Annotated in this window: 20 protein-coding genes and 2 pseudogenes; 12 read left to right on the top strand and 10 right to left on the bottom strand. The window is 49.0% G+C overall.

The window, feature by feature from the left end:
* Positions 1-119: 119 nt before the first annotated feature.
* From sutA to glnK, 4 genes are all read right to left on the bottom strand, one after another.
* Complete coding sequence (sutA, locus tag ACM6I0_RS16890; RefSeq protein WP_090178135.1) at positions 120-443, bottom strand: transcriptional regulator SutA; 324 nt, start codon at positions 441-443, stop codon at positions 120-122.
* Positions 444-544: 101 nt separating this feature from the next.
* The gene (locus ACM6I0_RS16885; protein ID WP_222588975.1) at positions 545-970 is read right to left on the bottom strand and encodes a secondary thiamine-phosphate synthase enzyme YjbQ; all 426 of its coding nucleotides are present in this window, start codon (positions 968-970) and stop codon (positions 545-547) included.
* 214 nt (positions 971-1,184) lie between these two features.
* Complete coding sequence (locus ACM6I0_RS16880; protein WP_285431719.1) at positions 1,185-2,522, bottom strand: ammonium transporter; 1,338 nt, start codon at positions 2,520-2,522, stop codon at positions 1,185-1,187.
* Between the two features lie 37 nt (positions 2,523-2,559).
* Positions 2,560-2,898: a P-II family nitrogen regulator gene (gene glnK / locus ACM6I0_RS16875; protein WP_002555808.1), complete on the bottom strand. Its 339-nt coding sequence runs from the start codon at positions 2,896-2,898 to the stop codon at positions 2,560-2,562.
* Positions 2,899-3,315: 417 nt separating this feature from the next.
* Here glnK and ACM6I0_RS16870 point away from each other — a divergent pair, with 417 nt between their 5' ends.
* Positions 3,316-3,576: an accessory factor UbiK family protein gene (locus ACM6I0_RS16870; RefSeq protein WP_046032213.1), complete on the top strand. Its 261-nt coding sequence runs from the start codon at positions 3,316-3,318 to the stop codon at positions 3,574-3,576.
* Positions 3,577-4,017: 441 nt separating this feature from the next.
* The gene (locus ACM6I0_RS16865) at positions 4,018-4,539 is read left to right on the top strand and encodes a Bro-N domain-containing protein (protein ID WP_414922852.1); all 522 of its coding nucleotides are present in this window, start codon (positions 4,018-4,020) and stop codon (positions 4,537-4,539) included.
* A 52-nt stretch (positions 4,540-4,591) separates the two neighbouring features.
* Here ACM6I0_RS16865 and ACM6I0_RS16860 read toward each other — a convergent pair whose 3' ends face one another.
* Positions 4,592-4,897, bottom strand: coding sequence for a HigA family addiction module antitoxin (locus ACM6I0_RS16860; RefSeq protein WP_123434882.1), 306 nt, complete (start codon positions 4,895-4,897; stop codon positions 4,592-4,594).
* Positions 4,898-4,905: 8 nt separating this feature from the next.
* Complete coding sequence (locus ACM6I0_RS16855) at positions 4,906-5,184, bottom strand: type II toxin-antitoxin system RelE/ParE family toxin (protein ID WP_140675427.1); 279 nt, start codon at positions 5,182-5,184, stop codon at positions 4,906-4,908.
* 774 nt (positions 5,185-5,958) lie between these two features.
* Here ACM6I0_RS16855 and ACM6I0_RS16850 point away from each other — a divergent pair.
* The 8 genes and pseudogenes from ACM6I0_RS16850 to ACM6I0_RS16815 all read left to right on the top strand — a co-directional run.
* Positions 5,959-6,867: pseudogene (locus ACM6I0_RS16850) on the top strand (YifB family Mg chelatase-like AAA ATPase); the annotation flags it as partial.
* An 810-nt stretch (positions 6,868-7,677) separates the two neighbouring features.
* The gene (locus tag ACM6I0_RS16845) at positions 7,678-9,876 is read left to right on the top strand and encodes a hypothetical protein (RefSeq protein ID WP_414922851.1); all 2,199 of its coding nucleotides are present in this window, start codon (positions 7,678-7,680) and stop codon (positions 9,874-9,876) included.
* Positions 9,873-11,891: a site-specific integrase gene (locus ACM6I0_RS16840; protein WP_222588980.1), complete on the top strand. Its 2,019-nt coding sequence runs from the start codon at positions 9,873-9,875 to the stop codon at positions 11,889-11,891. Before ACM6I0_RS16845 ends, ACM6I0_RS16840 begins: the two co-directional genes overlap by 4 nt.
* The gene (locus ACM6I0_RS16835; RefSeq protein ID WP_222588981.1) at positions 11,884-12,447 is read left to right on the top strand and encodes a hypothetical protein; all 564 of its coding nucleotides are present in this window, start codon (positions 11,884-11,886) and stop codon (positions 12,445-12,447) included. The genes ACM6I0_RS16840 and ACM6I0_RS16835 overlap by 8 nt, the downstream gene beginning before the upstream one ends.
* Positions 12,416-13,798 carry a tyrosine-type recombinase/integrase gene (locus ACM6I0_RS16830; protein ID WP_414922850.1) on the top strand — a complete coding sequence of 461 codons (1,383 nt, stop codon included), beginning with the start codon at positions 12,416-12,418 and terminating at the stop codon, positions 13,796-13,798. Before ACM6I0_RS16835 ends, ACM6I0_RS16830 begins: the two co-directional genes overlap by 32 nt.
* Positions 13,799-13,856: 58 nt before the next feature.
* Positions 13,857-14,914 (top strand): annotated as a pseudogene (locus ACM6I0_RS16825) (Mu transposase domain-containing protein); the annotation flags it as partial.
* A 313-nt stretch (positions 14,915-15,227) separates the two neighbouring features.
* Positions 15,228-15,794 carry a tyrosine-type recombinase/integrase gene (locus tag ACM6I0_RS16820; protein WP_222588983.1) on the top strand — a complete coding sequence of 189 codons (567 nt, stop codon included), beginning with the start codon at positions 15,228-15,230 and terminating at the stop codon, positions 15,792-15,794.
* An 81-nt stretch (positions 15,795-15,875) separates the two neighbouring features.
* Positions 15,876-17,207, top strand: coding sequence for a DNA cytosine methyltransferase (locus ACM6I0_RS16815; protein ID WP_414922849.1), 1,332 nt, complete (start codon positions 15,876-15,878; stop codon positions 17,205-17,207).
* Positions 17,208-17,212: 5 nt separating this feature from the next.
* Here ACM6I0_RS16815 and ACM6I0_RS16810 read toward each other — a convergent pair whose 3' ends face one another.
* Positions 17,213-18,304, bottom strand: a complete 1,092-nt coding sequence (locus ACM6I0_RS16810; protein WP_222588985.1) for a NotI family restriction endonuclease — start codon at positions 18,302-18,304, stop codon at positions 17,213-17,215.
* A gap of 406 nt (positions 18,305-18,710) precedes the next feature.
* Here ACM6I0_RS16810 and ACM6I0_RS16805 point away from each other — a divergent pair, with 406 nt between their 5' ends.
* Both ACM6I0_RS16805 and ACM6I0_RS16800 read left to right on the top strand, forming a co-directional pair.
* Positions 18,711-20,057 (top strand): hypothetical protein, encoded by a 1,347-nt coding sequence (locus ACM6I0_RS16805; RefSeq protein ID WP_222588986.1) that lies wholly within the window; start codon positions 18,711-18,713, stop codon positions 20,055-20,057.
* Positions 20,058-20,417: 360 nt separating this feature from the next.
* On the top strand, positions 20,418-20,978 hold the full coding sequence (locus ACM6I0_RS16800) for a hypothetical protein (RefSeq protein WP_222588987.1): 561 nt from the start codon (positions 20,418-20,420) through the stop codon (positions 20,976-20,978).
* Between the two features lie 240 nt (positions 20,979-21,218).
* On the opposite strand, the gene ACM6I0_RS16795 is transcribed toward ACM6I0_RS16800, so the two are convergent.
* The 3 genes from ACM6I0_RS16795 to ACM6I0_RS16785 all read right to left on the bottom strand — a co-directional run bounded on the left by ACM6I0_RS16795 (position 21,219) and on the right by ACM6I0_RS16785 (position 23,626).
* Complete coding sequence (locus ACM6I0_RS16795; protein ID WP_222588988.1) at positions 21,219-21,437, bottom strand: hypothetical protein; 219 nt, start codon at positions 21,435-21,437, stop codon at positions 21,219-21,221.
* 339 nt (positions 21,438-21,776) lie between these two features.
* Positions 21,777-22,526: a hypothetical protein gene (locus ACM6I0_RS16790; protein ID WP_222588989.1), complete on the bottom strand. Its 750-nt coding sequence runs from the start codon at positions 22,524-22,526 to the stop codon at positions 21,777-21,779.
* 209 nt (positions 22,527-22,735) lie between these two features.
* Entirely contained in the window at positions 22,736-23,626 is an 891-nt protein-coding gene (locus ACM6I0_RS16785; RefSeq protein ID WP_222588990.1) for an FRG domain-containing protein, read from the bottom strand.
* Between the last annotated feature and the right edge of the window lie 417 nt (positions 23,627-24,043).

Genomic DNA, 24,043 nt, shown 5'->3' with positions numbered 1-24,043 from the left:
ACTCCGCTATCGCGAGCAAGCTCGCTCCCACAGGGGATCACCGCAGACCCACGATTTGTATCACCCATGAAAAAGCCCGCAGCGACGGCGGGCTTTTTCAGCAAGCAGGTAGCAGGCGCTTAGATAGGCCGGCTGCCGTACTTGTTGTCAGGCTTCTTGGGAGGATCGGCGACCACATTGGCCTCCACTTCCTGCACCTTGCCGCCCCGCGCCAGAAACTCTTCCATGGCCTTGGCCAGGGCGTCGCGTTCCTTGTTCTTGGCTTCAACGCTCGGCAGCTCATCGACCGATACCGCTGCCTTGGCTTTGCCTTTGGCGGTCGGAACGGGCGTATCACCGCCGTCGTCTTCAGCGACGTCTTCGGCCGCTGCTTCCAGACCTTCTTCGGTTTCGTCGTCGTCGCCTACTTCGAGGTCGTCGTTTTCCAGATCATCGTCGCTCATGTTCTACCTCATGACTTGCGAAAAGCAGATTAGTTATAGCCCAGCTTCGCCATCTGTCGAAGGCCGCCGGAAAAATTCAATAGCCGCTGGTGACCAGCGGCTCATGCCTCTTCACCGTGCACGGTGGCGAGGACTTTACGAGCACCGCCAAAATCACGGTGCTCGCCCAGATAAACGCCTTGCCAGGTTCCCAGCGCCAGTCGGCCCGCCGAAATCGGCAAACTGAGCTGACAGCCAAGCACGCTGGCCTTGAAGTGCGCCGGGAGGTCGTCCAGGCCTTCGTCGTTATGCTCATAGCCGTCTGTTCCTTGTGGGATCAGACGATTGAAGAATCGTTCGAAGTCGCGACGTACCGCCGGATCGGCGTTTTCGTTGATGGTCAACGACGCCGAGGTATGCTGCAGCCACAAATGCAACAGACCGACCCGGCACGCCTTGATTTCAGGCAAGCCGGCGAGTAACTCGTCCGTTACCAGATGAAAGCCCCGAGGCCTTGCCCGCAGGGTTATCAGAGTCTGTTGCCACATACAGTTCTCCGCACGTTCGGGGCGCATTCTAGCGCGCTCTGGGAAAAAACAAAGGCCCTAATATTCCTTCAATCATGTAAGCCATTGGCCGCAGAAAAACGCCCGCCGTAAACACCACCAAACATGTAGGAAAAAACCTTTCAGCAGCTCCTTCATGGACAAATCCTGGACAAAAAAATGCCCGGCAAGCCGGGCAAGTTTTTTATGCGCGTGCTTACAAGTTGTAGCCGCGTTCGTTGTGCAGTGCCAGGTCGATGCCGACAGCCTCTTCTTCTTCCGTGATACGCAGGCCCATGACAGCGTCCAGGACCTTGAGAATGATAAAGGTGGCGATTGCGGTGTAGATCACCGTGAAGCCCACGCCTTTGCACTGAATCCAGACTTGTGCGGCGATGTCGGTCACGGTGCCGAAGCCACCCAGGGACGGTGCAGCGAAGACACCGGTCAGGATCGCGCCGAGGATACCGCCGATACCGTGCACACCGAAGGCGTCCAGGGAATCGTCATAACCGAGTTTGCGTTTCAGGGTGGTGGCGCAGAAGAAGCACACCACGCCCGCTGCCAGACCGATGATCATCGAACCCATTGGGCCAACGGTACCCGCCGCCGGAGTGATCGCAACCAGACCGGCAACCACGCCCGAAGCGATACCCAGTGCGCTAGGTTTACCGTGGGTCAACCACTCGGCAAACATCCAGCCCAAGGCTGCTGCGGCAGTAGCGATCTGAGTCACCAGCATCGCCATGCCGGCAGTGCCGTTGGCAGCAGCAGCGGAACCTGCGTTGAAACCGAACCAGCCGACCCACAACATCGCGGCGCCCATCAGGGTATAGCCGAGGTTGTGCGGAGCCATCGGGGTGGTCGGGAAACCTTTACGCTTGCCCAATACCAGGCAGGCAACCAGGCCGGCCACACCGGCGTTGATATGCACCACGGTGCCGCCGGCGAAGTCGAGCACGCCCCAGTCGCCCAACAGCGAACCCGGACCGCTCCAGACCATGTGCGCAATCGGCGCGTAAACCACGGTGAACCAGATCCCCATGAACACCAGCATCGCGGAGAACTTCATCCGTTCTGCAAACGCACCGACGATCAGCGCCGGAGTGATGATGGCAAACGTCATCTGGTAGGTGACAAACACCGCCTCAGGGAACAGCGCCGTCGGGCCAGTAATGCTGGCAGGCGTGATGCCCGCGAGGAAGGCCTTGGCAAAGCTGCCGACAAAGGAGTTGAGGTTGACGACGTTGGCTTCCATCCCCGTGGTATCGAACGCCATGCTGTAGCCATAAATGAACCACAGGATGGTGACCAGGCCGGTAATGGCGAAGCATTGCATCATCAACGAAAGAACGTTTTTGGAACGAACCATGCCACCGTAGAACAGCGCGAGGCCGGGGATGGTCATGAACAGCACAAGGGCTGTCGAGGTCATCATCCAGGCGGTATCGCCGGAATTGAGGACTGGAGGCGCCACCGGATCTGCCGCCATAGCCAGGCCGGGCATTACGAGGGACAACAGGGCTCCTAGCCCTGCGAATTTACGCAGAGTCATATTGTTTTCTCCTGGGGCGTTGGGTTTGTGGCGGCTTTTAAATCGCGTCGGTATCGGTTTCGCCGGTACGGATGCGAATCGCCTGTTCCAGATTGACCACGAAGATCTTGCCGTCACCGATCTTGCCGGTGTTGGCAGCCTTGGTTATCGCCTCGATAACCCGGTCCAGATCCTTGTCGTCAATGGCGACATCGATCTTCACCTTGGGCAGAAAATCGACCACGTACTCCGCGCCGCGGTACAGCTCGGTGTGACCCTTCTGCCGACCGAAGCCTTTGACTTCAGTAACGGTAATGCCCTGCACGCCGATCTCGGACAGCGATTCGCGCACGTCGTCCAGTTTGAACGGCTTGATGATGGCAGTGACTAGCTTCATGAAAACTCTCTCCCGAATTGGTGGACTTGCCCCAGGAAAACAAACCCGACTCAAGTCTAAGCGCAGTGCCTGGCTTTGTAACGCATCGTCGGCCTTACCTGCCCGTCCGACGCCAGCTAACCGCTCCTCACGAAACAACTCCCCGTTCCGCTCGGCGCACTGCATTCGTCACAGCGACTGCATCAGTGCATGGGTTACTACTGACTAAGCAGAAAGCTTGCCATCTCCACAAAACCTACTGTTTTCAAGCCTTTGGCCGCAGATACCCACCACATCACTGCAACACCTGACGCGTTACGCACAACAACGGTGCGATGCCGTCCGTCCGCATGCGCGAAAAGCGTGCATCCCTGCCGCCGGAATTGACTATAGACACTGCGTGATACACTGCCCGCCATTGTTGACAGGACATTTGCCATGCTCGCACCCAAAGACTTCCTCGACGCCCTGACCGGCACCGCCTCCCGCCTCTTCAGCGGCGAAACCCCATTGCCGAAAAGCGAAATCGAAAGCCAGTTCAAGGCTTTGTTGCAGAGTGGCTTCAGCAAGCTGGATCTGGTGAGTCGTGAAGAGTTCGATAGCCAGATGGTCGTGCTCGCACGCACCCGGGCACGGCTGGAGAGTCTTGAGGCGAAGGTGGCGGAGCTTGAAGCGAAGCTCAATCCGCCTGCCGAGTAACACTGCAAATCCCTGTGGGAGCGGGCTTGCCCGCGAATAGCGTCACCTCGGTCTACCAGCTCTCCCACACTGGATAGACCACCCCCTGTAGGATCTGCCGCAGGCTGCGATCTTTTGATCTTCCGCCCCGCCACCATCTCGGCAACGTCCTACAAAGATCACACCGCCGTCCGATAGCGCCGCGAAGCCCAGGTTTCTAAGCTCATCCCCAGCTGAATATTCAGCACTGGGTTTGGCGACCTGGATAGCATGTGACGCACCGCAACCACGTTCGACTCTGGGCATTATTCCCCTTTCGAATTATGGCGGCTGGGCGTGGGAGACCTTCGGGTCTGCCGGTTTTTCGCATGCACCGGTTCGCCAACCCGCGCACAGCTGCCACCCTTTTCGTTTGGCGACGATCAGCGGCAGTTTCCTTCATGCGAGTTTGAGTGATGCTCTATGGACGACAACTATCTGATCCCACACACCTTCACCCGCCACAAACTTCATCTCCACGCTCTGCTGTTGGAAAACCAAGCCTGGTTTAGCGCCCGAGATCTAGGCCGTCTTTTGCGCCTCTTCCTCGACGAACGCGCCGTCCGCAAACTCGATCCCGACCAGCACCAGACTTTGCGGATACTCATCCACGGCACCCTCGAAAACACCCTGCTGGTCAGCGAATCCGGCGTCTACGCCCTGCTCGTCTACCACTACTGCCCCGAATACCGAGGCCTGCGCGAATGGCTGACCCACGACGTAGTGCCAGCCCTCAGAGATGCTCAACTACCGGCAACAAGCGAACGCCCTGTCCTGAGTCTGTTGAACTGGCCGGAGATGTCGTTGAGTTTGCTGCACTGGAATAACCAACCGTGGATACGGCTGCAGGATGTTCCGCAGATGCTGGCGGAGAGTGAACGGCCGCAGACTGTGGTCAATGCACCGTGGTGGAAACGTGCTTCACGAATACTCCAGGCATTCTGAACGATAAAAAAAACCCCACGTTATAGCGTGGGGTTCGTCCAGGAATTGAGGATCAGGCGCAGTGCGGAAGCCGCTCAACCTGATCCCGGATCACTGCCCCTCGCTCAATCTCGGCTTTGCGCAAATCGTAAGTCGACTGCAGGTTCAGCCAAAATTCCGGGGTCGTGTCCAGACAGATAGATAGCCTTAAAGCCATATCAGCGCTGACACCCCGGCGCTGGAGCACGATATCGTTCACCGTTGGTGTCGAAACGCTCAATGCTCTAGCCAAGGCTGCCGCCGTAAGGCTCAGAGGCTCCAGGTATTCCTCTTTGAGGATCTCGCCGGGGTGAACCGGACGCATACCATTCTTAGTCATTACTCACCTCAGTGATAATCGACGATTTCGACATTCTCTGGCCCGTTAAGACCCCAAACAAAGCAAATTCGCCATTGAGCGTTGATACGGATGCTGTGCTGACCTTTTCGATTCCCCCCCAGCGCCTCCAAGCGATTACCCGGCGGCGATCGAAGGTCAATCAGTACGGCAGCAGCATCAAGCATCGTCAGCTTTCGTTCCACGACACTCATAATGGCTGACCACATACGGGTCTTACCGTTGCGAAACAGGTACTCGGTCTCAGAACACTTAAAGCTAACGATCATAATTTAAAGCTTAACGTTATGCATTAATCTTGAGTGTATAACCTGAATTCACTTATGCAAATGCGCCAATGCGACTCTTGACCATCCCTTCAAAGCTTTGGGAAAAGGACTACCAAAGGCCTTCAGAACTCCTTTTAAACACAGACATTTCCTACGAAAAGGAGCACCTATTCTCATTGCATCACCACCGCGCTTACCTCTTAAGCTGACCGACCTGTAAAGCCATCTTCAAATCCAAAAAAAGAGATCGCTATGAAACCCGGAAAACGAAAAGCCAAACTTCTACTCATCGCTGGATATCATGCGGAGGCACTCCGGCTGGCCGGGAACGTATCGGCTACTCAACGTCGCTTTTGCGAGGTCGCTGCGGCTTGCGGTAAAGAATTGGAACCAAGCGGTTGGCTTGCCGGCTACAGGGCACCCGCTACGCTTGATTCGACAAAAAAAGGTGAATAATCTCAGCACCGTCAATGTGTCCGTTGAGGATGCGCAGGTCTTGGCCTCACCGAAGCCTGCACATAAAAACCGCTTTTTCAGGCGGTTTTTTTCGCCCTCGATTCAGCTTCGCCGCCGTCCTTCACTAATCCAGGCAACGTCCTACAACAACCTCATCCTGCGACTGATTACGTCGCAAATCCCCACTCCCTTACGCTTCACCCATCAGAAAGACACTCGCAACATCCTGCGAAAATTTGGCGCCTGCGCCGTCACGCGTCCACGACTACCCTTCAAAAAACCGCAGGAAGCGGTTCCCGTAAAGCTCAAGGAACGACCATGTCCCTCTCCATCGTCCACAGCCGCGCCCAGATTGGCGTGGATGCGCCCGCCGTCACCGTCGAAGTCCATCTGGCCAACGGCTTGCCATCGCTGACGATGGTCGGTTTACCCGAAGCGGCGGTAAAGGAAAGCAAGGATCGGGTACGCAGCGCGATCATCAACTCGGGTCTGCAATTCCCGGCGCGGCGCATCACGCTGAATCTCGCGCCTGCGGACTTACCGAAGGACGGCGGCCGATTCGATCTGGCGATTGCCTTGGGGATTCTGTCCGCCAGCGTGCAGGTGCCAACGTTGACGCTGGATGACATTGAATGCCTGGGAGAGTTGGCATTGTCTGGCGCGGTACGGGCCGTGAGAGGTGTGTTGCCGGCTGCGCTGGCCGCACGCAAGGCCGGACGCTCGTTGATGGTGCCACGGGCGAACGCCGAGGAAGCGTGCCTGGCGTCCGGGTTGAAGGTGTTTGCCGTGGACCACCTGCTGGAAGCCGTTGCGCACTTCAATGGACATACGCCGGTTGAACCCTACGTTTCCAATGGCTTGCTCTATGCCAGCAAACCCTATCCGGACTTGAATGAGGTGCAGGGGCAAATCTCTGCCAAGCGCGCATTGCTGATTGCGGCGGCCGGGGCTCACAACTTGCTATTTAGCGGACCGCCAGGAACCGGGAAAACACTGTTGGCGAGTCGGTTACCGGGGCTGCTTCCTCCGTTAGCCGAAAATGAGGCGCTGGAGGTCGCTGCCATTCAATCCGTCACCAGTTGCGTGCCCTTGAGCCACTGGCCGCAAAGACCCTTCCGTCAGCCCCATCACTCCGCCTCGGGCCCTGCATTGGTGGGTGGCGGATCGAAGCCGCAACCCGGCGAAATCACCCTCGCCCATCATGGCGTGCTGTTCCTCGACGAACTTCAAGTTTTGCTGTGATACACATATTGTCAAGCATGCATATCTAATTGATTTATATCTGTTTTTTTTATGATATTTCGCAATCGAATTATCTGACAACTATCGCTCCAACGCAGTCCTTGACAAACCAAGTCCAGCGCACCAAATAAACAGTGTTGAGCCGTGTGATACGGCCCACGGAGTGACCACCACCCAAGCTCGCCGTTTCCAATTCTAAATCGGACCAACCAGCTGAACACCTCAAGACCTCCATACCCCAACGGGCGCATGCTAATTGGCTGCATCACAATCGTTACAGTATCTACGCACCACATCGAAGGTCGTGAGGTGCAGTACCTTATAGCCCCCAGAAGCAAACGGAATCTCAAAGTTGAATCTCAGAAATCACTACCTTTGAATATCCTTACTCATGTATGACACTAGCTACATCCCAGGCAGTTGCGGCGCGGCCCACCCCAAAACCGAACTCAACACGACCACCAGCAGAAAAAAATCTTATTGAACTTTATCATTTATTATTTGCAAAACTTGTAAAGCACATAATAAACAAAAATATAAAATCTTTTAAAATACATAGAGATACAAACCTGCACAAAATTTTGATTGATACACTTTTTTCATTTAACAAAAAATAAAGAACACGACACCATGAGCAATATTTTTTTTACTGTTGCAGGCCGCTGAAACTTATGTAATCTGAAAGAACCTCATCTCTATCAGATACTCTACATGCCGCATCTAATCCCATCACCGACGAGCTACTTGAACAAAATGCCGCTTACGCGGGTGAGTCCGTGCTTCGTCGCTCATGTGATGTACATCGCTGACTCCAATAAGTACGTCTGCAAGGATGATTTATCATTAGGGAAATTTTTTAAGCTCCTTGAGTGTGTTTTGCTGATAGCCAGCATAGATCTATCACGCGAAAAAATAGATTCACCTGAGTTTATGAAAATTATGAATCTACTCATAGGAGCACTTGCATCCAAAAAATTTGCAGGCTGGACCAATCGACACCGATATTCAGTAACTGAACAATGTAAAGTTTTGATCCAGCTAATCTATGACCATCATCGCCTGGATCATAAACTACCGGACATCGGATTTTATCTTAATAGCGAAGATCTAAACGCTTTAGTTAATAACTTTGAAAAACTATCAATTCGACCAGAAGTAAAACTATATCTGAATGGCTGGAAATGTAGAAACGCCAAAGGTAAAACCGTAAGCATCGAACTCTACGAGTTATACGCATCTCATGGCGCAGAGTTCACCATCGGCATTTATAATGTTTGCCAAAGTTATTTGGCCACAAGAGCTTCATGCTACATCTATGCAATTAGGCCTCTTATAAACCTCCTAACCAACGAATATAAAGACTCTACGGCACTGGAACTTAACGACCCAGATTTTACCGAAAGACTGTTTTCGGATATGCGAAAAAAGTACTTTTTGGAAAATCATGACGAGAACAGTCCGACACGATTTCGTACATTATGCAAACATTGGCGCGGACCTATCTCATTCTTTCTGGAGAATAAATTATTTCCTTCAGGTCTGATAGCTAAACCACGACGTGGCTTGCCTACAAACACCCCGCCAAAACACTTGGCTGAAACACATATGGGGAAGAACGAAGACGGCAAAAATATAAGTAGCAAGCTTACTTTTGACGTTCCGCTGGAAGTCACTGACGACGAAGCCATCGAACTTATATTCGGCCAAGTTAGCAAAGACATTACCACAATTACTAGCTGGGCGAAATATTCAATAGCAAGACACTATAAAACATTCGACACGGCACTTAAACACGGCCAAATAGGCAGCATCACGCCAGTAGCGAACATTGTAAAGAAAGTAGACAGCATGGCAGAGTTATCGCCACAGCAGATACAATATGTAGTTCATAAATTTCGCGAGTTTGGCTACCAAACCTACCCAGACTCACTTGCTGGAACGCAACACTTCAGGGTCCCCCTCACAGCGGCGGCTGAAATCTTAGGGCTACCGAATCGAGAGATCCTGACCGCTTATGCAGCATACCTTATTGTCGTCCATCCGGAGGTGACCCCATCGTTTCTATCGACCCTGGAGCTATACGATGTACACGGTAGATACTCCGGCTATATTGAAGTGGATAATGTAGTTTATCTAAAAGGCTACAAGCGTAGAAAAGGAAAAAAGAAAGCTGAACAGATTGTATTTCTAACGCCTGAAACTAATGACGCCGTGAAAAAGCTCATTGAAATGGCTCGGCCACTTAGAGAGTTTCTACGAAGAAACGGGGATGATAACTGGAGACTTTTATTTCTTAGTCGCGGTCGACTTTTCTCATACCCTAGCCCCGTCAAATTCGAAATGGGCAGCCAATATAGATCCACCCTAGAAAAAGAACTTATTGAATCAACTAATATAAGTTCAAATTACGCGAGAACTCTTGCAAAACGGATAACACTCACGGCGATCAGGGCTACTTCTGCAATCAAACTTTATATAGAAGATAGAGATCTTGCTGGGGTTTCCAAGCGATTAGGGCACGATGAGTTTTCTATAAAGCTCCTTAAAAGGTACGTTCCTAGCGCACTCATTCGCTTCTTTGCGGTACGCTGGATTCGAATTGTACAACACCTAATTATATTCGAAGCGGTTAGCGATACGGATTACTTATCGCCAGCAACGGGAATGACGATTGATCAGGCTAATCAGTTCATCAAAAATCATGTCGTGAACTTCAGAAAACACTTCAATACTGAATGCGAGAATGCAGGTTCTATACAGGCTAATGACAACGATACTGAGATCATTATTTCGGTGGGCATTAGCTCCTTAAGACTGCTGCTAGACTTTAGCAATCGCGATTTAAATAGAGAAAACAACGACTCGACGGACTCATATTGGATAAGAATAAGTAGGCTATTAATTGATCATATTGGAGATGAAAATTTCAACCGACCAGACATTAAGGCGATGCTCGCATCCGCACGACTGATAACACCAGTGGTGAGCACATGATTGACACTCGCCGCGTAAGTAATTCAACCATCCCGTCATTAAGCTTTCTAGACGATGGCTATGAACCATCAAAAACCAACCCGTTACTGAAAGGCTTGACCTCTGATGTTGGCTCAACGCTATGGATAATCGAAGGGTTAGCAACGCCAATTGATTTCAATGTGTTGCTTTCGGACGGGTCAAAATTAACCGATTACCGTAATTCAAAAATTTTGAGCAGCATTAAAACATGGCTTTTGATGCAAGGTGCGGATTGTGCTACGAATATCCCCTATAAAACCAATGTGAGAACGCGCAGATTAACTTTAGTCTTAAAACAGGCTGACTTTATTCTTCAGCACATACCTATTTCGCGCCTTCGCAGAGACGGGTTTGCAGCAATTTCAGAAAGCTTCTATAGCATGCTCGTATATAGAGTTAACAATTACAACTCAGATGATGACATTTACTACAATTGGACCGAGCGTTTCTCGACATTAGTGAAATGCAAAATTGAGGAAAATACTAAAGAGCTGGATAATGGCGGCCTATATCCTGTTTGCGTAGAACAGTCCGACCTCGATCTAGCATCGTATACTTGCGATCTCACCAAAAGCCAAGCTAGATCGGCTCGAATTTTTTTCCACCATGAACGCCGACAACTTTCAAGTACAAAAAGGTCCTTCCCAAACTATTCGGCAAGAGAGTTGTCGCGGTCAATATTTCTGAACTGCCTATTCAAAGGTTCGAAATTTTCTTGCCCGCCAGAAATTGACATACAACCGCTCAAAAAAAAGAAGTCTATAAATAGAGTACCAACGAGAACAAACCGCAACACGCCCTCAACACAGACTATCTCCAGGCACCTTTCCTGCTTTAAGGATATTCTCGAACTAGGTCGCTTTGATTTACCTACGCCAATTGAAACGTTTGAAACTGATAGAGCACAACTCATCTCGGATGAATCAACAATTACAGGGAATTTCTCTAGCATTCCGTACCCTCTCGTAATAAGTGCCCTAAAGGAAGCGATCAGTTATGTCTCAAGGTACGCCGACGGCCTCTTTGAAGCCTGTTTGGAATACTACCAAGAATGCGGCGATTTAACGCCGATAGATTTGACTTGCCAGCAGCGATTGCCAACCTGCATACCAGCATCTCTATCCGAATTAGGAATTACACGCTGGAAGACACCTAATTGGGAGTCCCGAGAGGCCCAGAATGCGCAGGAAAAAAGCGAGCTATATTGGCATATAAAGATTCTCTATGGATCGTTCGAACTAATTCTTGGGGCGCTTACAGCAAGACGCCAAGAAGAATTAATAAGAATAACTCGCAAAGATATAGATATTTTGTCAGGACAGATTATTTTCCAGAACGGTAAGTCTGGAGAGGGTGATATAAGACAACCTCTTCCCTGCCCAATCCCAAAGATATGCGTAGACATCTTCGCAAAGCTGATAAAATTTCATTCCAACATTGAGACGTTGGGATTTTGTTGTAAGAATAGGTCATTATTATCCCCTCCATACACTAAAACACTGGGGATAAAAAAATATTTTGGTAGCGTTGTTTATAATGATGCACTAGACAAGCTTTGCCTTAAATTCAATTACACCAACAACGAAGGACAAATCTACCTTTTCCGGGAACATCAATTCAGGCGGTTCTTTGCGCAGATGTTTTTTTGGGGAGGTTTTGGCGACATGGAAGCTCTTCGACAATTCCTAGGCCATAGCAACTACCGCCATTTGTTTCACTACATCACGGACACAGTATCAGGGGACACTATTAATAGCGTAAAAGCCGAAGTACTTTCCGAGATTACACGACGCGGAGACCTAACATACCTTCCTCTCGCTAGACTTATAGAGAAAAGATTTTGCACGTCCAATATCAGGGTGATTCAAGAGGCTGAATTGCGGCCATACTTAAACTATTTAATTTCCAGAAACCAGATAACAACCGAACCCGTTTTTAGTATGTCAAATAACAATGAAAACTTTACGATCATTACGGCGGTGAAGCATGCTTGAGAGCGAGAGAATTAAGCAGACATCGATTTTAAAACTTAAACAATTACTTCTCGATACAATCGAAGGAAACTACATACATTGGGGAGGAGCAAAACCAAGCATTTATTTGGCAAGCCAAAAATCGCTTTCGAGCTACGTTAATCCTGAATTAGAAATTATTCAAACTACTATAAATAGCCTCAAACGCTCAGCAGATCTCTACCTCAAAGGAGGTTACAGCTACCTCGATAAATTGCGAAAGGCAGCGCAAAAAAAAGTCAATACAACGCCTAGTCAAAAACGACCACGCAAGCAGTCGAAAAGTGGCCTCGAAGTCAGACTTAAAGAAGTCGAGCATTTAAGTGAAACGCAACGTGAAGACCTCATTGTTTTAAGCTACGCGCTGACCCTATCACTGAATAAAAGCTGGAAACTCATAACCGAGTCTGGCCGCGCTGACTTAATTGATCTTTGCAGAGAGCATCATCATGAAATTTATCAAATGCTCTCCCCTCTGAAAAACATAGAATTAGGAATTGATAAAAATGGCAAAGTTATATTTCCTGACTTCCGCTGAATTTCAGCTATTTCATTCTCTCAGCTTCGACAAAAAGCCTCAACTGGTAAACGCTCCAAATTTGGTTTCGATGCGCTGGCCCAACGGCGTTTGGTGTTACGATGCAAACCAATACTTAATTTCTAAATTTTTTAATCGTGCATCGACGCACTCTGACGGAGGCACTCTTAAACAATACGCCACGCAACTGTCACACATCATAAGGTTTTGCTTCGACAAGAAACGAAACCTAGACCAACTAGTAGATTCAGATTTTATAGAATTTATAAAACTACAAAGCACCCCCCGCCCTAATGGGAAAATTATAACAACTAAGACTTCTGTTTCTATTCTGCGCAGAACTCTAGAGTTTCTTGACTTCGTAGGTAGATCCCGGCATCGATCAGACTATGTTGCAATTGATGGAGACATCAAGGGGTTCAAAAAGAAAATTGAACTATCAAAACAGGTCCACCATTCACATGATGCAGCGCCTAGGTGGTACTGGGATCATTCTGAGATGCCGATTGAGAGTGAGACGACAACTAGGGATTCAATTTCTGCTATTGCGATAGATAAACTGAGGACAGCAGCAGCGAACGGCGACACCAATTTTTTCCTTATGAAACGCAGGCTAGCTATGTTACTGGTATTGGAAGTTACCGGTGGACGGCGTTCAGAGGTAGCGGAATTACAGCGTAGCGCAGTTTATAAAGCGCTAGCAATGACGCAACCGGTGCTTGAAATGCGGAACTTGAAGAAAGGCGGTAATACCTATGTGACGCGGAGAATTCGTATTTCGCACAGTGACCTTCGCTTTCTTAAAGATTTTATTGAGATGAATTTGGAGCCTTTGCTTTCTATTAAAAAAGCTCGTCATGATTATGTTTTTGTAAGTGAACGGACTGGTCAATCGGTAAGACCTAACACCATAACTCAAGAGATACATTATCTACGAAACCTAGCAGGAGTTCTAGGTCGTGCTCATCCACACATGTTCAGACACCGCTACGTCACCAAGCACTTGATCGCTTTAATTGAAAGTTTCAAATTTGCTAACGAATCCGACTTCCGCAACAAACTTTTAGATCTAGAGTTTTTCAAGGTCCAGGTTTTAGATTTTACGGGGCATAAATCTCCAAAATCTATAGAACCATATATAAAACTAGCATACGCAGAGCATTTAAAATTAAAAGAGACGCTAGATGCTCTAAATAAATTTAAAGAAGTTGATGCAGCAAAGCGAGCAATTATAAATTATTCGGCAGAATTACAAGCACGTGGTGGTCCAAGGCATATCGTTGACGGCCTCTTAGAACTATCCAAAAATTTTCCGTTTCTGCCACCCCCATTAGTAACGACCGATGAATGAGGCATCTAAGTATTTTTTTCTAAACAAGTTATTAACCACAGGTGGATGAGTTTCACCAGTTGCATATCCCAGCCAAGGCCACGAGATGCTGGTCGATGCCTATACCCGCTCAGCTGGTGCGTTAGGTGGAATGCCGCGTCGCGGTATCTACGACAACATGAAGACCGCTGTCGATAAGGGGCAACAGGGGCTAGGGGCGCACGGTCATACCCGGTTTGCCGTAATTTGAGCCCACTACCTGTTCGACCCAGATTTTTGCAACGCGCCCTCGGATTAGGAAAAGGCATCGTTGTAAAGAATCTCCACGACAGCCGACGGCGCATTTGGCTCGATGCTCAAATCTGCATGTTCCACCCCTTCGACGAACTGAATGCCTGCCTAGGCTAACACCGCCGTGCTCTTCGGAGCGACCTGGTGCACCCGCAGTACAACGGGCTAACGGTGGTGGCTCCGGAGCTTGAACGAGCTGAAATGATGTCAATGCTGACCGCCTTTGATGGTTAGGTCGAATGCACGGTGAGGGCCTCCACTACCTGCTTGATCAGCGTGGACCGAAATCGTCACTCGGTACCTTGCGAGCGGGTCGGCCAGTGGGTCAGCAGCCGCCTGTATCCCTCTTGGGTGGTGGTCATTACCGATGAAACGATGATTGCCAGTCACAAACGACTCAATGATCGAGACTAGGTCAGCTGCGACCGGCAGCACTACGTCCCGCTTATCAAACGGAGGCCTGGCGCACTCCGCAATAGCGCTACATTTGATGATCTGCCGATGCCATTGATGTTTTTTACGCGTCGACCTGAGACGTCACACAAACCCTGATCGAGTCATGACGCAGGTACGGCTGCGGTTCCCATCGCCGGGCGTGATGCCCTGCTGGTGACGGTGGAGTTAGTACTTTAATCAGGCAGCTTGAGCGCTGACCACATCCTGAATGTTCCAGCTCGGCTAACATCGACAGCAGCCCCTCCGTCCGCCTAGACCAGTCTTCAACTCAAGGTAGCGCCTGTCGCCGATACGGCGCGCTACTACCGGCTCCGGACCACCGATGAACACCACATGCTGCGCCATATCTGTACGATTCCGGCCCTTCGCAACAGGCAGCTAACTGCGTAAAGTTCCCTCTGAATCTCTGAATCATTGCTCCCGTAAATTTTTGACGCAGCAGATGGCAATAGCAAAAACTTGAATCATACTGTATAAAAACACAGTTAGATCATCTATTCCGGCTTAATCAATCCTAGCGCAGTGGAGCCCATAGAAGCATCACTGGTGACGCCACGAGTCGCGGGAGTCAAAACGCGCCGAGGGCGGTCGAAATAGCTTGGATAACTAAGGACAAAAAGATTCATTTTGTCCAATGTGGTGTTATCCTTTTGCGGTACGGCGCGGGATTGCGCCGTTTGTTTTGCATCGAAGATTGGACAAAATGATCGAGCCCCGAAAACACCTGACGCAGATCGAAGTCGATCGATTGATTGCGGCGACCAAAGAGAGTCGCCACGAAATGCGTGATCGCTGTCTACTGCTGCTCATGTTCCGTCATGGCCTACGCGTCTCTGAAGCCTGTGGCATGACATTGGCGCAAGTTGACCTTGAGTCTCGTGTTCTACACGTTTTTCGCTTGAAAAAAGGCCTTTCTACAACGCATCCGCTACGTACAGATGAGCTGAAGTATATAAAAGCCTGGCTTCGGGTTAGGGCTCAAATGAAACCTGAAAATGATGCTTTTTTCATTTCAGAGAGACTGAATCCTTTGAATCGGCGTACCGCTTGGGATGCCATTCGTCGATATGGCGAGAAGGCTCATTTACCTCTGGCTACCCATCCGCACATGCTGCGCCACGCTTGCGGGTACGAACTGGCCAACCAAGGTGCAGATACACGGTTAATCCAGGACTATTTAGGGCACAAGAACATTCAGCACACCGTGCAATACACGGCAGCTAAACCAACAAGGTTTGATAGGTTGTGGCCAGCAGCGCCACGCCGCTGAGCTGAACAGAAGATAACGGTGCGACCAGGGATTGCGACCCTGGCCACACCTGACCAATGTCTACTGAAAGGAGTAGAAGCAATGGCTAATGAGTATGGTATGACAATCGAAGCAAACAGCGAAATCTACGTAGGTACAGGCGGCAGCTCCATCGACACTCCTGTGCCCAAAAAAGCTCGTGGATCGCGGAAGAAAAAAAAGCCGCTGCGCACAATCGATTTGTTTTGTGGTGCAGGTGGAATCACCGAGGGCTTTAGACAAGCTGGTTATGTCAGCCTCTATGGCAACGATGTGATGCCAGAGGCCATCGAGACGTTTAAGCTCAATCATCCAGAAGCCATTGCAGACTGCCGGACTATCGAAGAGGTGGATCCAGCAGAGGTTAGAAATCTTCTCGGCCTGGAGCCTGGTGAGCTAGACGTTCTAGTCGGAGGCCCACCCTGCCAAGGTTTCTCGATTAACGCCCCAGAGCGTTTTCTCAGTGATCCCCGGAATGCTTTGTTCAGGCACTATGAGCGTTTCCTAGAAGAGTTCCTGCCCAAGGCGTTCGTATTCGAGAACGTTCCTGGCTTGCTATCTCTAGATGACGGAAAAGTGTTCCGTCAGATCATCGATATTTTTACCAATCTGGGATACCACGTAACGGCCAAGATTCTGTTCGCAGCTCATTACGGTGTTCCGCAAGAACGCTGGCGGCTAATTCTTCTCGGCTCCCGCTTCAGTGAAGTTCAGCATCCTGAACCTACACATTACGCAGTTGGGCGCGCCAATTTCCGTGGCGGTAGCACGATGACATTCCAGCTATCTGAGAGTGACCGTTCCCGCCTCAACCCATGGGTGAACGTTAACGAAGCCATTGGCGATCTCCCACGCTTAGAGATGGGGGAAGGGGCTGAAATTGTCCAATATCAGGCAGCCGCTCACAGCGCCTACGCTCAAAAAATGCGTAATGGTGCGCAAGAAACTTTTAACCACATTGCCGCCAAGCTTTCTAAGCAGAATGCTGAGCGTATGAAGCATGTAAAGCCCGGTGGATCATGGCGTGATATCCCCCACGATCTTCTGCCTAAAGGTATGCAGCGCGCCCGCAAGTCTGATCATACAAAACGTTATGGTCGACTCCATAACGATGGTTTGTCTGGGACTATGTTGACCAAGTGCGACCCACACTGGGGAACAGTTTTTCTGCCAGATCAAGACCGAACTCTGACAGTGCGCGAAGCAGCACGTTTCCAGTCTTTTCCTGACACCTATCGTTTTGTAGGTTCTCGCGTATCACAGTACGAGCAGGTCGGAAATGCAGTACCGGTGTTGATGGCAAAAGCCATTGCTGATCAACTGGTAAATCACCTGGCTGACCAAAAAGACATGTTTATTGAAGTAGTACAGGCGCAAGAAGAAATCTGCGCCTGACGGTCTTAATCCGACTCAGGTAAAGGTGCTTCGAAATCACCAAAAGCAAGCAGGTCAGATCCACTGACCTGCTCTATTGGCACAGGCCAGACAAATTTATCACTGATCCGACCTTCAAAAGTCGAAAGGGGCACCGCCTTTCCACCTGTTAAACCTTCTACTGAGCGCTCAAGGGTCGTGTATCGGACTTCGTCAGGCACAATTCGTGTACGGTTTTGGCCTTCGACTTCCTCGAATCGCACGACAAACCATGCGATATCAGCATTCGAGATGTCTTTTACGTTGTCCATTTCACCGATAGAGTCAAAGAAGGCGCGATCTACAACGACGGCCATCTTCTTCCCCCACCGCCGAAGCGTTGGAACTTTGATTTGGAGCTGAGGCATGAGACGTTTCGGCCCGCTACTTCGGTAATCTGGGCGACGACGCCCTGCTGGAAATACTACCCAATCTACCGCAGTGTCGCTAAAAGCCTCGAACTCGCCTCGCATTGCGTCACCAGAGAAATACACCGCTTGAATTTCCAGCGCCGCCCACTCCATAGGCGCTCCTGGCGGTGTCTTCGTGCTGACAAGAACCATATCAATTCGGCCAACGTCTTCACCGCCTTCATTGTCGGTTGTCGCGCCGGCCTCTAAAAAACCTACCTCAGCAACAAGTTTCGGGTCAGAGTCGCCGAGGATGGTTTCACCTACCCACTTAAAAATTTCTAGGTCTTCATGGAAGCGATTTGGGCACGTAGCCCTAAGATCGCCCTGTTTACCGTCAACCGGGACACCCATGGCCCGCCCAGTTCCTGGATGCGCTGCATATGAGTAGAGACGTAATGAGCAGACGCCTCCATCTTTTGAGCAAAGAGCATCTTGCTTGCGCGCTTGAAATGGGCACAGCTGCTTGGCTCTAGCTTTCTTCGGTTTCAGTGTTTCAGCCGCGAGGAGCTGTCTTTCTGTACTCGATAGCTGGGTCAGGTTGTACCCATACCACTCTCCGATTCCAAAGCGAGCTGTCTGATCTTTTAGTTTTCTAGGTAATTTGGCCATAGCGTACAAAGTTATCAGATAGACACATATCGGCCGAGAGCTTTGTAAAACGCTCAAGAACGTACGCCCCAGGCGGTACGAGTCACTCCGCTTGTGAACTGAGCGAGAGGCACCTCGCTAGGGACATGGCGCGGGTGCATCTGTGCCTTCAGCTTGCCGTCCTCTCGTAGGCGAACCAACTAGTGGCGCTGGTAAGCATGCAGTGGCTCATCACGCACCATCGAACGCCTGGCCCAAAGTTTAACCGCTGCGTCGACATCCTCGACGGTTACTACTCCCTCATTAACGAGGAGAGTCAAGGTGGGCGGGCGAACCATGGCTGGTGCGGACTCGACCGTTATGGAATTTGTGAAGCCTCGCAGCCATCAGATGGTATCGATAGGTCCCCAAAATCGCCATACTCGTCAGCGCCTTGAGGGCAAGTCATACCTCATTTTGAACATGGGAACGCAGGTCATACGGAATGAAATTTCTTGACGATATATTGCAGTCAATCTCCGGAAACACGAAAACAAAGGTCGACGATCCTTTCATTGGCGCGTTCATAGGGTCATGGATTGTCTGTAATTGGAGTCACTTGGCAATACTAATATGGGGCGACGGAACCACTACAGAAAGGATTAACACGCTCAGTAAATACATAAAAGAAACCGACGTAGTAGCGTTCAATACAATAATTGTCATCCCTTTATTAATGACGACTCTCTTTTTGTTCGCTTTCCCTTGGGTTTCATTATTGCTGAAATCGATACAGAAATTTGCAAATGATCGACTACACCAGCAAGCAATATCAATTGAATTGAGCAAAACTAAGCAACAAGAAGCCTTGAATAGACAAAAGCTGCTTGCGGATCCAGACAAGAAATTTCTGGAGCAGAACGTCCAATTAGATATTGATCGCCGAAAAGAAATAGCTGAACAGTTAAAGCTAAGGAGTGCAAAATTCAAAGAAAAAGCCGAAGCGGCAGCAGCTGCATCGGAAGCGGCGATAGCCGCAGCGACAGAAGCTAAAAGCCGAGCGAATCAAGCTCAATTAGAAGAAGAGAAAAAACAGCAGAATGCCACAATCGAAAGACAACGATTTACTGTGGCAAATGCTAGATTAAAGTCGGCACAGGCATCAAATCGTTTTCCCTCGTCGTATAGCTTCATGCTGGCTATCGAAGAAAGCCTGAAAGCAGACGGTATTCAGCTATCCCTGGCCGGACTAGGTGAGGTCGTAGCAACGACATTTGGGTATAAAGACTTCCAGTCGTTGATACTCGATGAAAATTTCAATAACGAAAAACTATCACAAGTTATATATATTTACTATGACCCTACAGATCTTGCCTCAAGCCTTGACAATATTGTACAAGCTGAAGGGTCAGACAACGAGGAATTAGGGTCCGACCTATTATTCGACCATGTCATTTCAGCCTTCGAAAACTTAGAATATAAATTGATCACCAAGGATCAAGTAGAAGAAGTGTGCAGAGACATCTGCGAAAAGCACAAGTATGACTTACTGCAAGGTGAAGAGCTATCAGGCCCCATCACAGAATCAGATACTATATACGATGAAGTCGAGATTGGCGATTTAGACTCTATTACGTTTGATAATGGCTTAAAGGTTCTTTTTGCCGGTTCAGCAAGCGGCGATCATCGAAAGGAACACGATGTACCCGGTCGTGATATTGAGTTTAGCGTCGAAATAAAAAACACCTTGTTGCTCGGCACCAAAGCTTTGGGCGAGTTTGAGGTTGGTGAAGTGACGGGGAACTTGGTTGACTACTACGATGAGGGTGAAGACGAAGTTGAAGCACATTAGAGAACAAGCACTGTGCTCCAGGTCGCCGAGAGCACACCGTGAGCAACCCGTACGCAAGTGCAGATTGGTATGACGCACAACCTATCCGCAAGGCGAGCAGCTATCCGTCTTAGCGCCCGTGACAGTCCGCTTGGCCGATTGTTATCCGTTGCGAAGGGCTGAAAACGACCCGAAGCAGCCGTTCATCATCGGCAATTACCAGGTGTGTACTATTTCGGCTGACTACGAAGCAGGAAAACGTGTCACCTAGCCTCAAGGTGAACATGCCTGTCATAATACTCATGGGCAGGGATGAATCCATCAAAAACAATTTATCTTATGTTTCCAATTCTATATCTTTTTTTGCTAAGGAATGACAAATTGAGAAAAGACAAAATAACCATCGAGGATATTGAAACTTTTGACGACTACAAGATGGAGTATGTCTGGGAAAGAACGAAGCTAGATATGGAGTCGAGGGAAGGGTGGCTGTATTTAGGTGCTGACGCCAGCAATCCTACTTTCGCGAAAGTAGGACTGACTATGGGGGATCTATCATCTAGATCCTACAGCTCAGGCAATCCGAATTATTATTTGTTTTGTGCATTCAAATGCAGGCATGACCTATCAATAAGCGAACTGAAAATGGTAGAGAGCGATATATTGGCTCGCTTAGAAGATCGCTACAGATATAGCGATGGCACGACCAAAAGAAAAAGATTCCATGAGTCAAAATCAGTTTCTGAATGTTTTTATGATGTGGACTTTATAGACTTCTTTCAAACCCTGCACTATGAAATCTATGAAAATTATAGAAGCTGCTTTGTACTAAGCGGTATGGATGATGGTTTTGGAGGGACTGACGGTGAATTCATTGACTGTCTGTTTAGCCCCACGATAAATGACCCTCACTTCTATAGGAAGATGATTATTCAGTACTAATTAATCAGTACGTCTATTGACGGCGCCTCCAGTATTGCAGGCACGATAAATGCCTGCTGCGCTTGGGGCTCGTCAGTGGAGTGACGTGCTGACTGTCTCTATCTGGCCGTTCTCTTTCGGTCGTCACTACGGCGCTTGTTGGCCAAGTCGAATGCAAACGGTTGGGCAGCCCAGAATTCCATTACTCTCGCATTAAATCGGGATTCGCTCTTCAAGGAGGGGCAGGGAAGTTAGATATGCCTACGACTTGCGTATCCGCATGATGGCATCTGTGATCGCTTGTGCATTCGTGTCCAGCGTTTCCATGGCAGTCATTGCATTATCGGCGACACTCCCTACTCCGCTCTCTGAGAGCCACTTAGTAACCTCTTCGATGGCAGCAGCTAAGGCGTGCTGGTTGTGCAGGAGCAATGTCAGTGCGTCCGCTGTGGCGATGTGGGCCTCTGAATTATCTGACATGGCTAACGTCCTTGAGTGATGGTGCGGGAAGCCTAGATCATCTCGCCGCTGGTTGGGGACCACTTTTCCAGATCCGCTGACACCTGGGTACTTGCACTGACTTGACCACCCATTTGAATCGGAATTGACCAGCGCACTTAGCAATCATGACCGGCATTGAACGGCCAATTGCTGCCGTTCACGTCCAGCAGCTTTCGGCCAGTACAGACGGGCTATTCACTTACTCTGAGATTCGGCCATATGATCCCACCAACCCAGCAATGCGCCTCTAACGAAGTGTCGGAAGATATGGAGTGTGATTGGAGCATCCTCAGGCACCCATTGAGCACCTTCCAGTGGTTAAATAAACCCGATATGCGCCCTGATATCTACGCAAACTTTCTCCGATTGAGATTTAATGACAGCCAGGTTCTTTTTCGCTTCTTTGCGAGCTTTGTCGTAATTATAGTGCTTCTCGTAATAGTCAATTTTCTCTGATAACGAAGCGTCCCTACCGATAGCCAGCTCCTCTTCTTTTTTAGCTTGTATACAAGCTCGAAATGCTCGTGCTTCAACATATGCATCATTACATATTGATATACACTTTTCGTAGAAAGCATCCGAAAAATAAAATGGTCGGTTTTTTCTCAGATGATCCGCGCAGGAAATAATAGACTCCTCCGCCTTAAGCGCTAAGTCATCGTCTTGGGCGGAGTAGTAGGTAGAGTATAAATTACTGAGTCTAGCAGTGTCATCCAAGACCGCATCTAGATTTTTCCATAAGGACTTATATATTGAAGTCTCTACATTTTTGATATTGACTTGATAACTGTGATCTAGCTTATTGAAAAGCAGATTATGCGCTAAAGAAAGTGCTATCAGCACCACTCCCGCGATGTAGGCTTGAGTGTCAGGAACTTCAATTCCCAGATCTATTCCGAAAAAATGTTTTAACACAGCATTGAAGATCAGGTGCTCTAAAAGTGGGGTGGCGACTATTCCAGATCCTAAAAATAGCACAAATTTTGTGGCAAAATTTGAAAATGGGCTTCGAATTCTCTTAGAAGCCCATGCGAGCGCTAGTGTCCATACTTGATTGAGTTTGCTCACAATACTTCCTTGAATTAAACAGTGGGTTGGCATATTTCCGGTATCAATCCGAATGCTGCGGCATCACATCGTACCAGCCTGGTCGCTAAGCGTTAGCGCGATTATAAGCTGGTTGGGCCCCGTGAACTGCCTTCATTCTGTTGGATGGGTAAAGAATAACGCATTTTCTCTATAGTCAGGTCGGAATCCACCAGGCCTCCTGCAAGTGGCTATATCTTGTCTGACCATTTGCGCTTAATGTAAGTAGATGCAAATTCTATTTCTGGAAATAAGGAGCGCGAATTAATATTTAACGTATCTAACTGCTTAATAATTTTAGGTTTGCTTGCGGCTGGAATAATAATTTTGTTATGCGTCAGACCCAAGGCGCGCTGTATTGCTCGATACTGCAAAAGCCCTCCAGCAATGAAGGCTCCGGATTGCGCAATGACGCGCTTATTATTTTTTAATGGATATACGAAATAATACCTGAATAAGTCAGATGGCCTAACGGCGTCCAGAAAATAAGGCTTTTCGACTCTGACGAATTGCATAAGGCGTTTAACTTCCGGGGTGGATTGAAAAGCGCTTATCTTTCCCTTTGTCCAGTCAGAGATTTTTGTCCCGACTTTTCGGTAGTTGTCTGATATTTCTGTCCGCTCTTCGTCGGACAACCTGGCTAGGTTGCAGATAATACTTATAGTATCACTATCGGCAAATTTCACATTGTTCTTAGGAAAGTTGAAAACGTGCACTACACCGTCGACAGAAAACATTTTCTCATCGCTACAGGCAAAATATAAACCTACGAGCGGGTTTAAAGTTACATCTAGCAACCGTGTAGGTAGGCTGTAGTGTTGTGCGCGCACAAGCTTGTCGAACATGTTTCTATCAGAGCCAAACTCGCTCGGTGCTTCGACTAAAAGTTCGCTTAAAATATTATTTTCTGCGTCCGCCTTTAGACTACGCATCACCGAAGGTTTCACAATCCAAGATTTGTCATCTTGTCCACGATAGCAGCTTAAAGCGGAGTTGCTGTTTGGGAAACCATAAATTAAATCCAGATAGGAAATTAAATCTGTGGCCTCGTCGATTTTTTTTGATCTTGTCGAACGTGTCATGGAGCAGCCTTGGTGATTGATTCAGCGGTACTGTAGGTGCGAGTTGCAGTGTCAGCATGATCCAGGCGAGGTCAGCGTGTCTATAAAGGCACAGGTCATGAGTGGCTGCTTTTGGCCGATTCTGTTGAAAAAGTCGGCTTCGGTTTCCACGGCAGAAAAGCTCGCGCCTGAGAATGAAATCTGTGCTTTGGGCAGAAGGTTCACGACTTGGATTTCACTTAGCAGCACGCAAAAGAGGTGTTTGTACCCATCAATATTTGAGCGTTTTGGGCAAACCGACTTTTTCAACAGGATCGGCCGGTTCTTGCCTGCCATGAGAGCAGAAAACGGCCAACCCGAGTCTTATCCACTCACGTGACCAAAACGATGTACTTCGGGAGAATGATCCATGGGTGTGTATGACTCTGCACCTTGGAG

It is taken from the genome of Pseudomonas sp. IT-P294 (assembly GCF_949767865.1).
GTDB lineage: Bacteria > Pseudomonadota > Gammaproteobacteria > Pseudomonadales > Pseudomonadaceae > Aquipseudomonas.
Note: the sequence above shows the minus strand (reverse complement) of the source record. Positions and strands in the feature narration are given on the sequence as shown.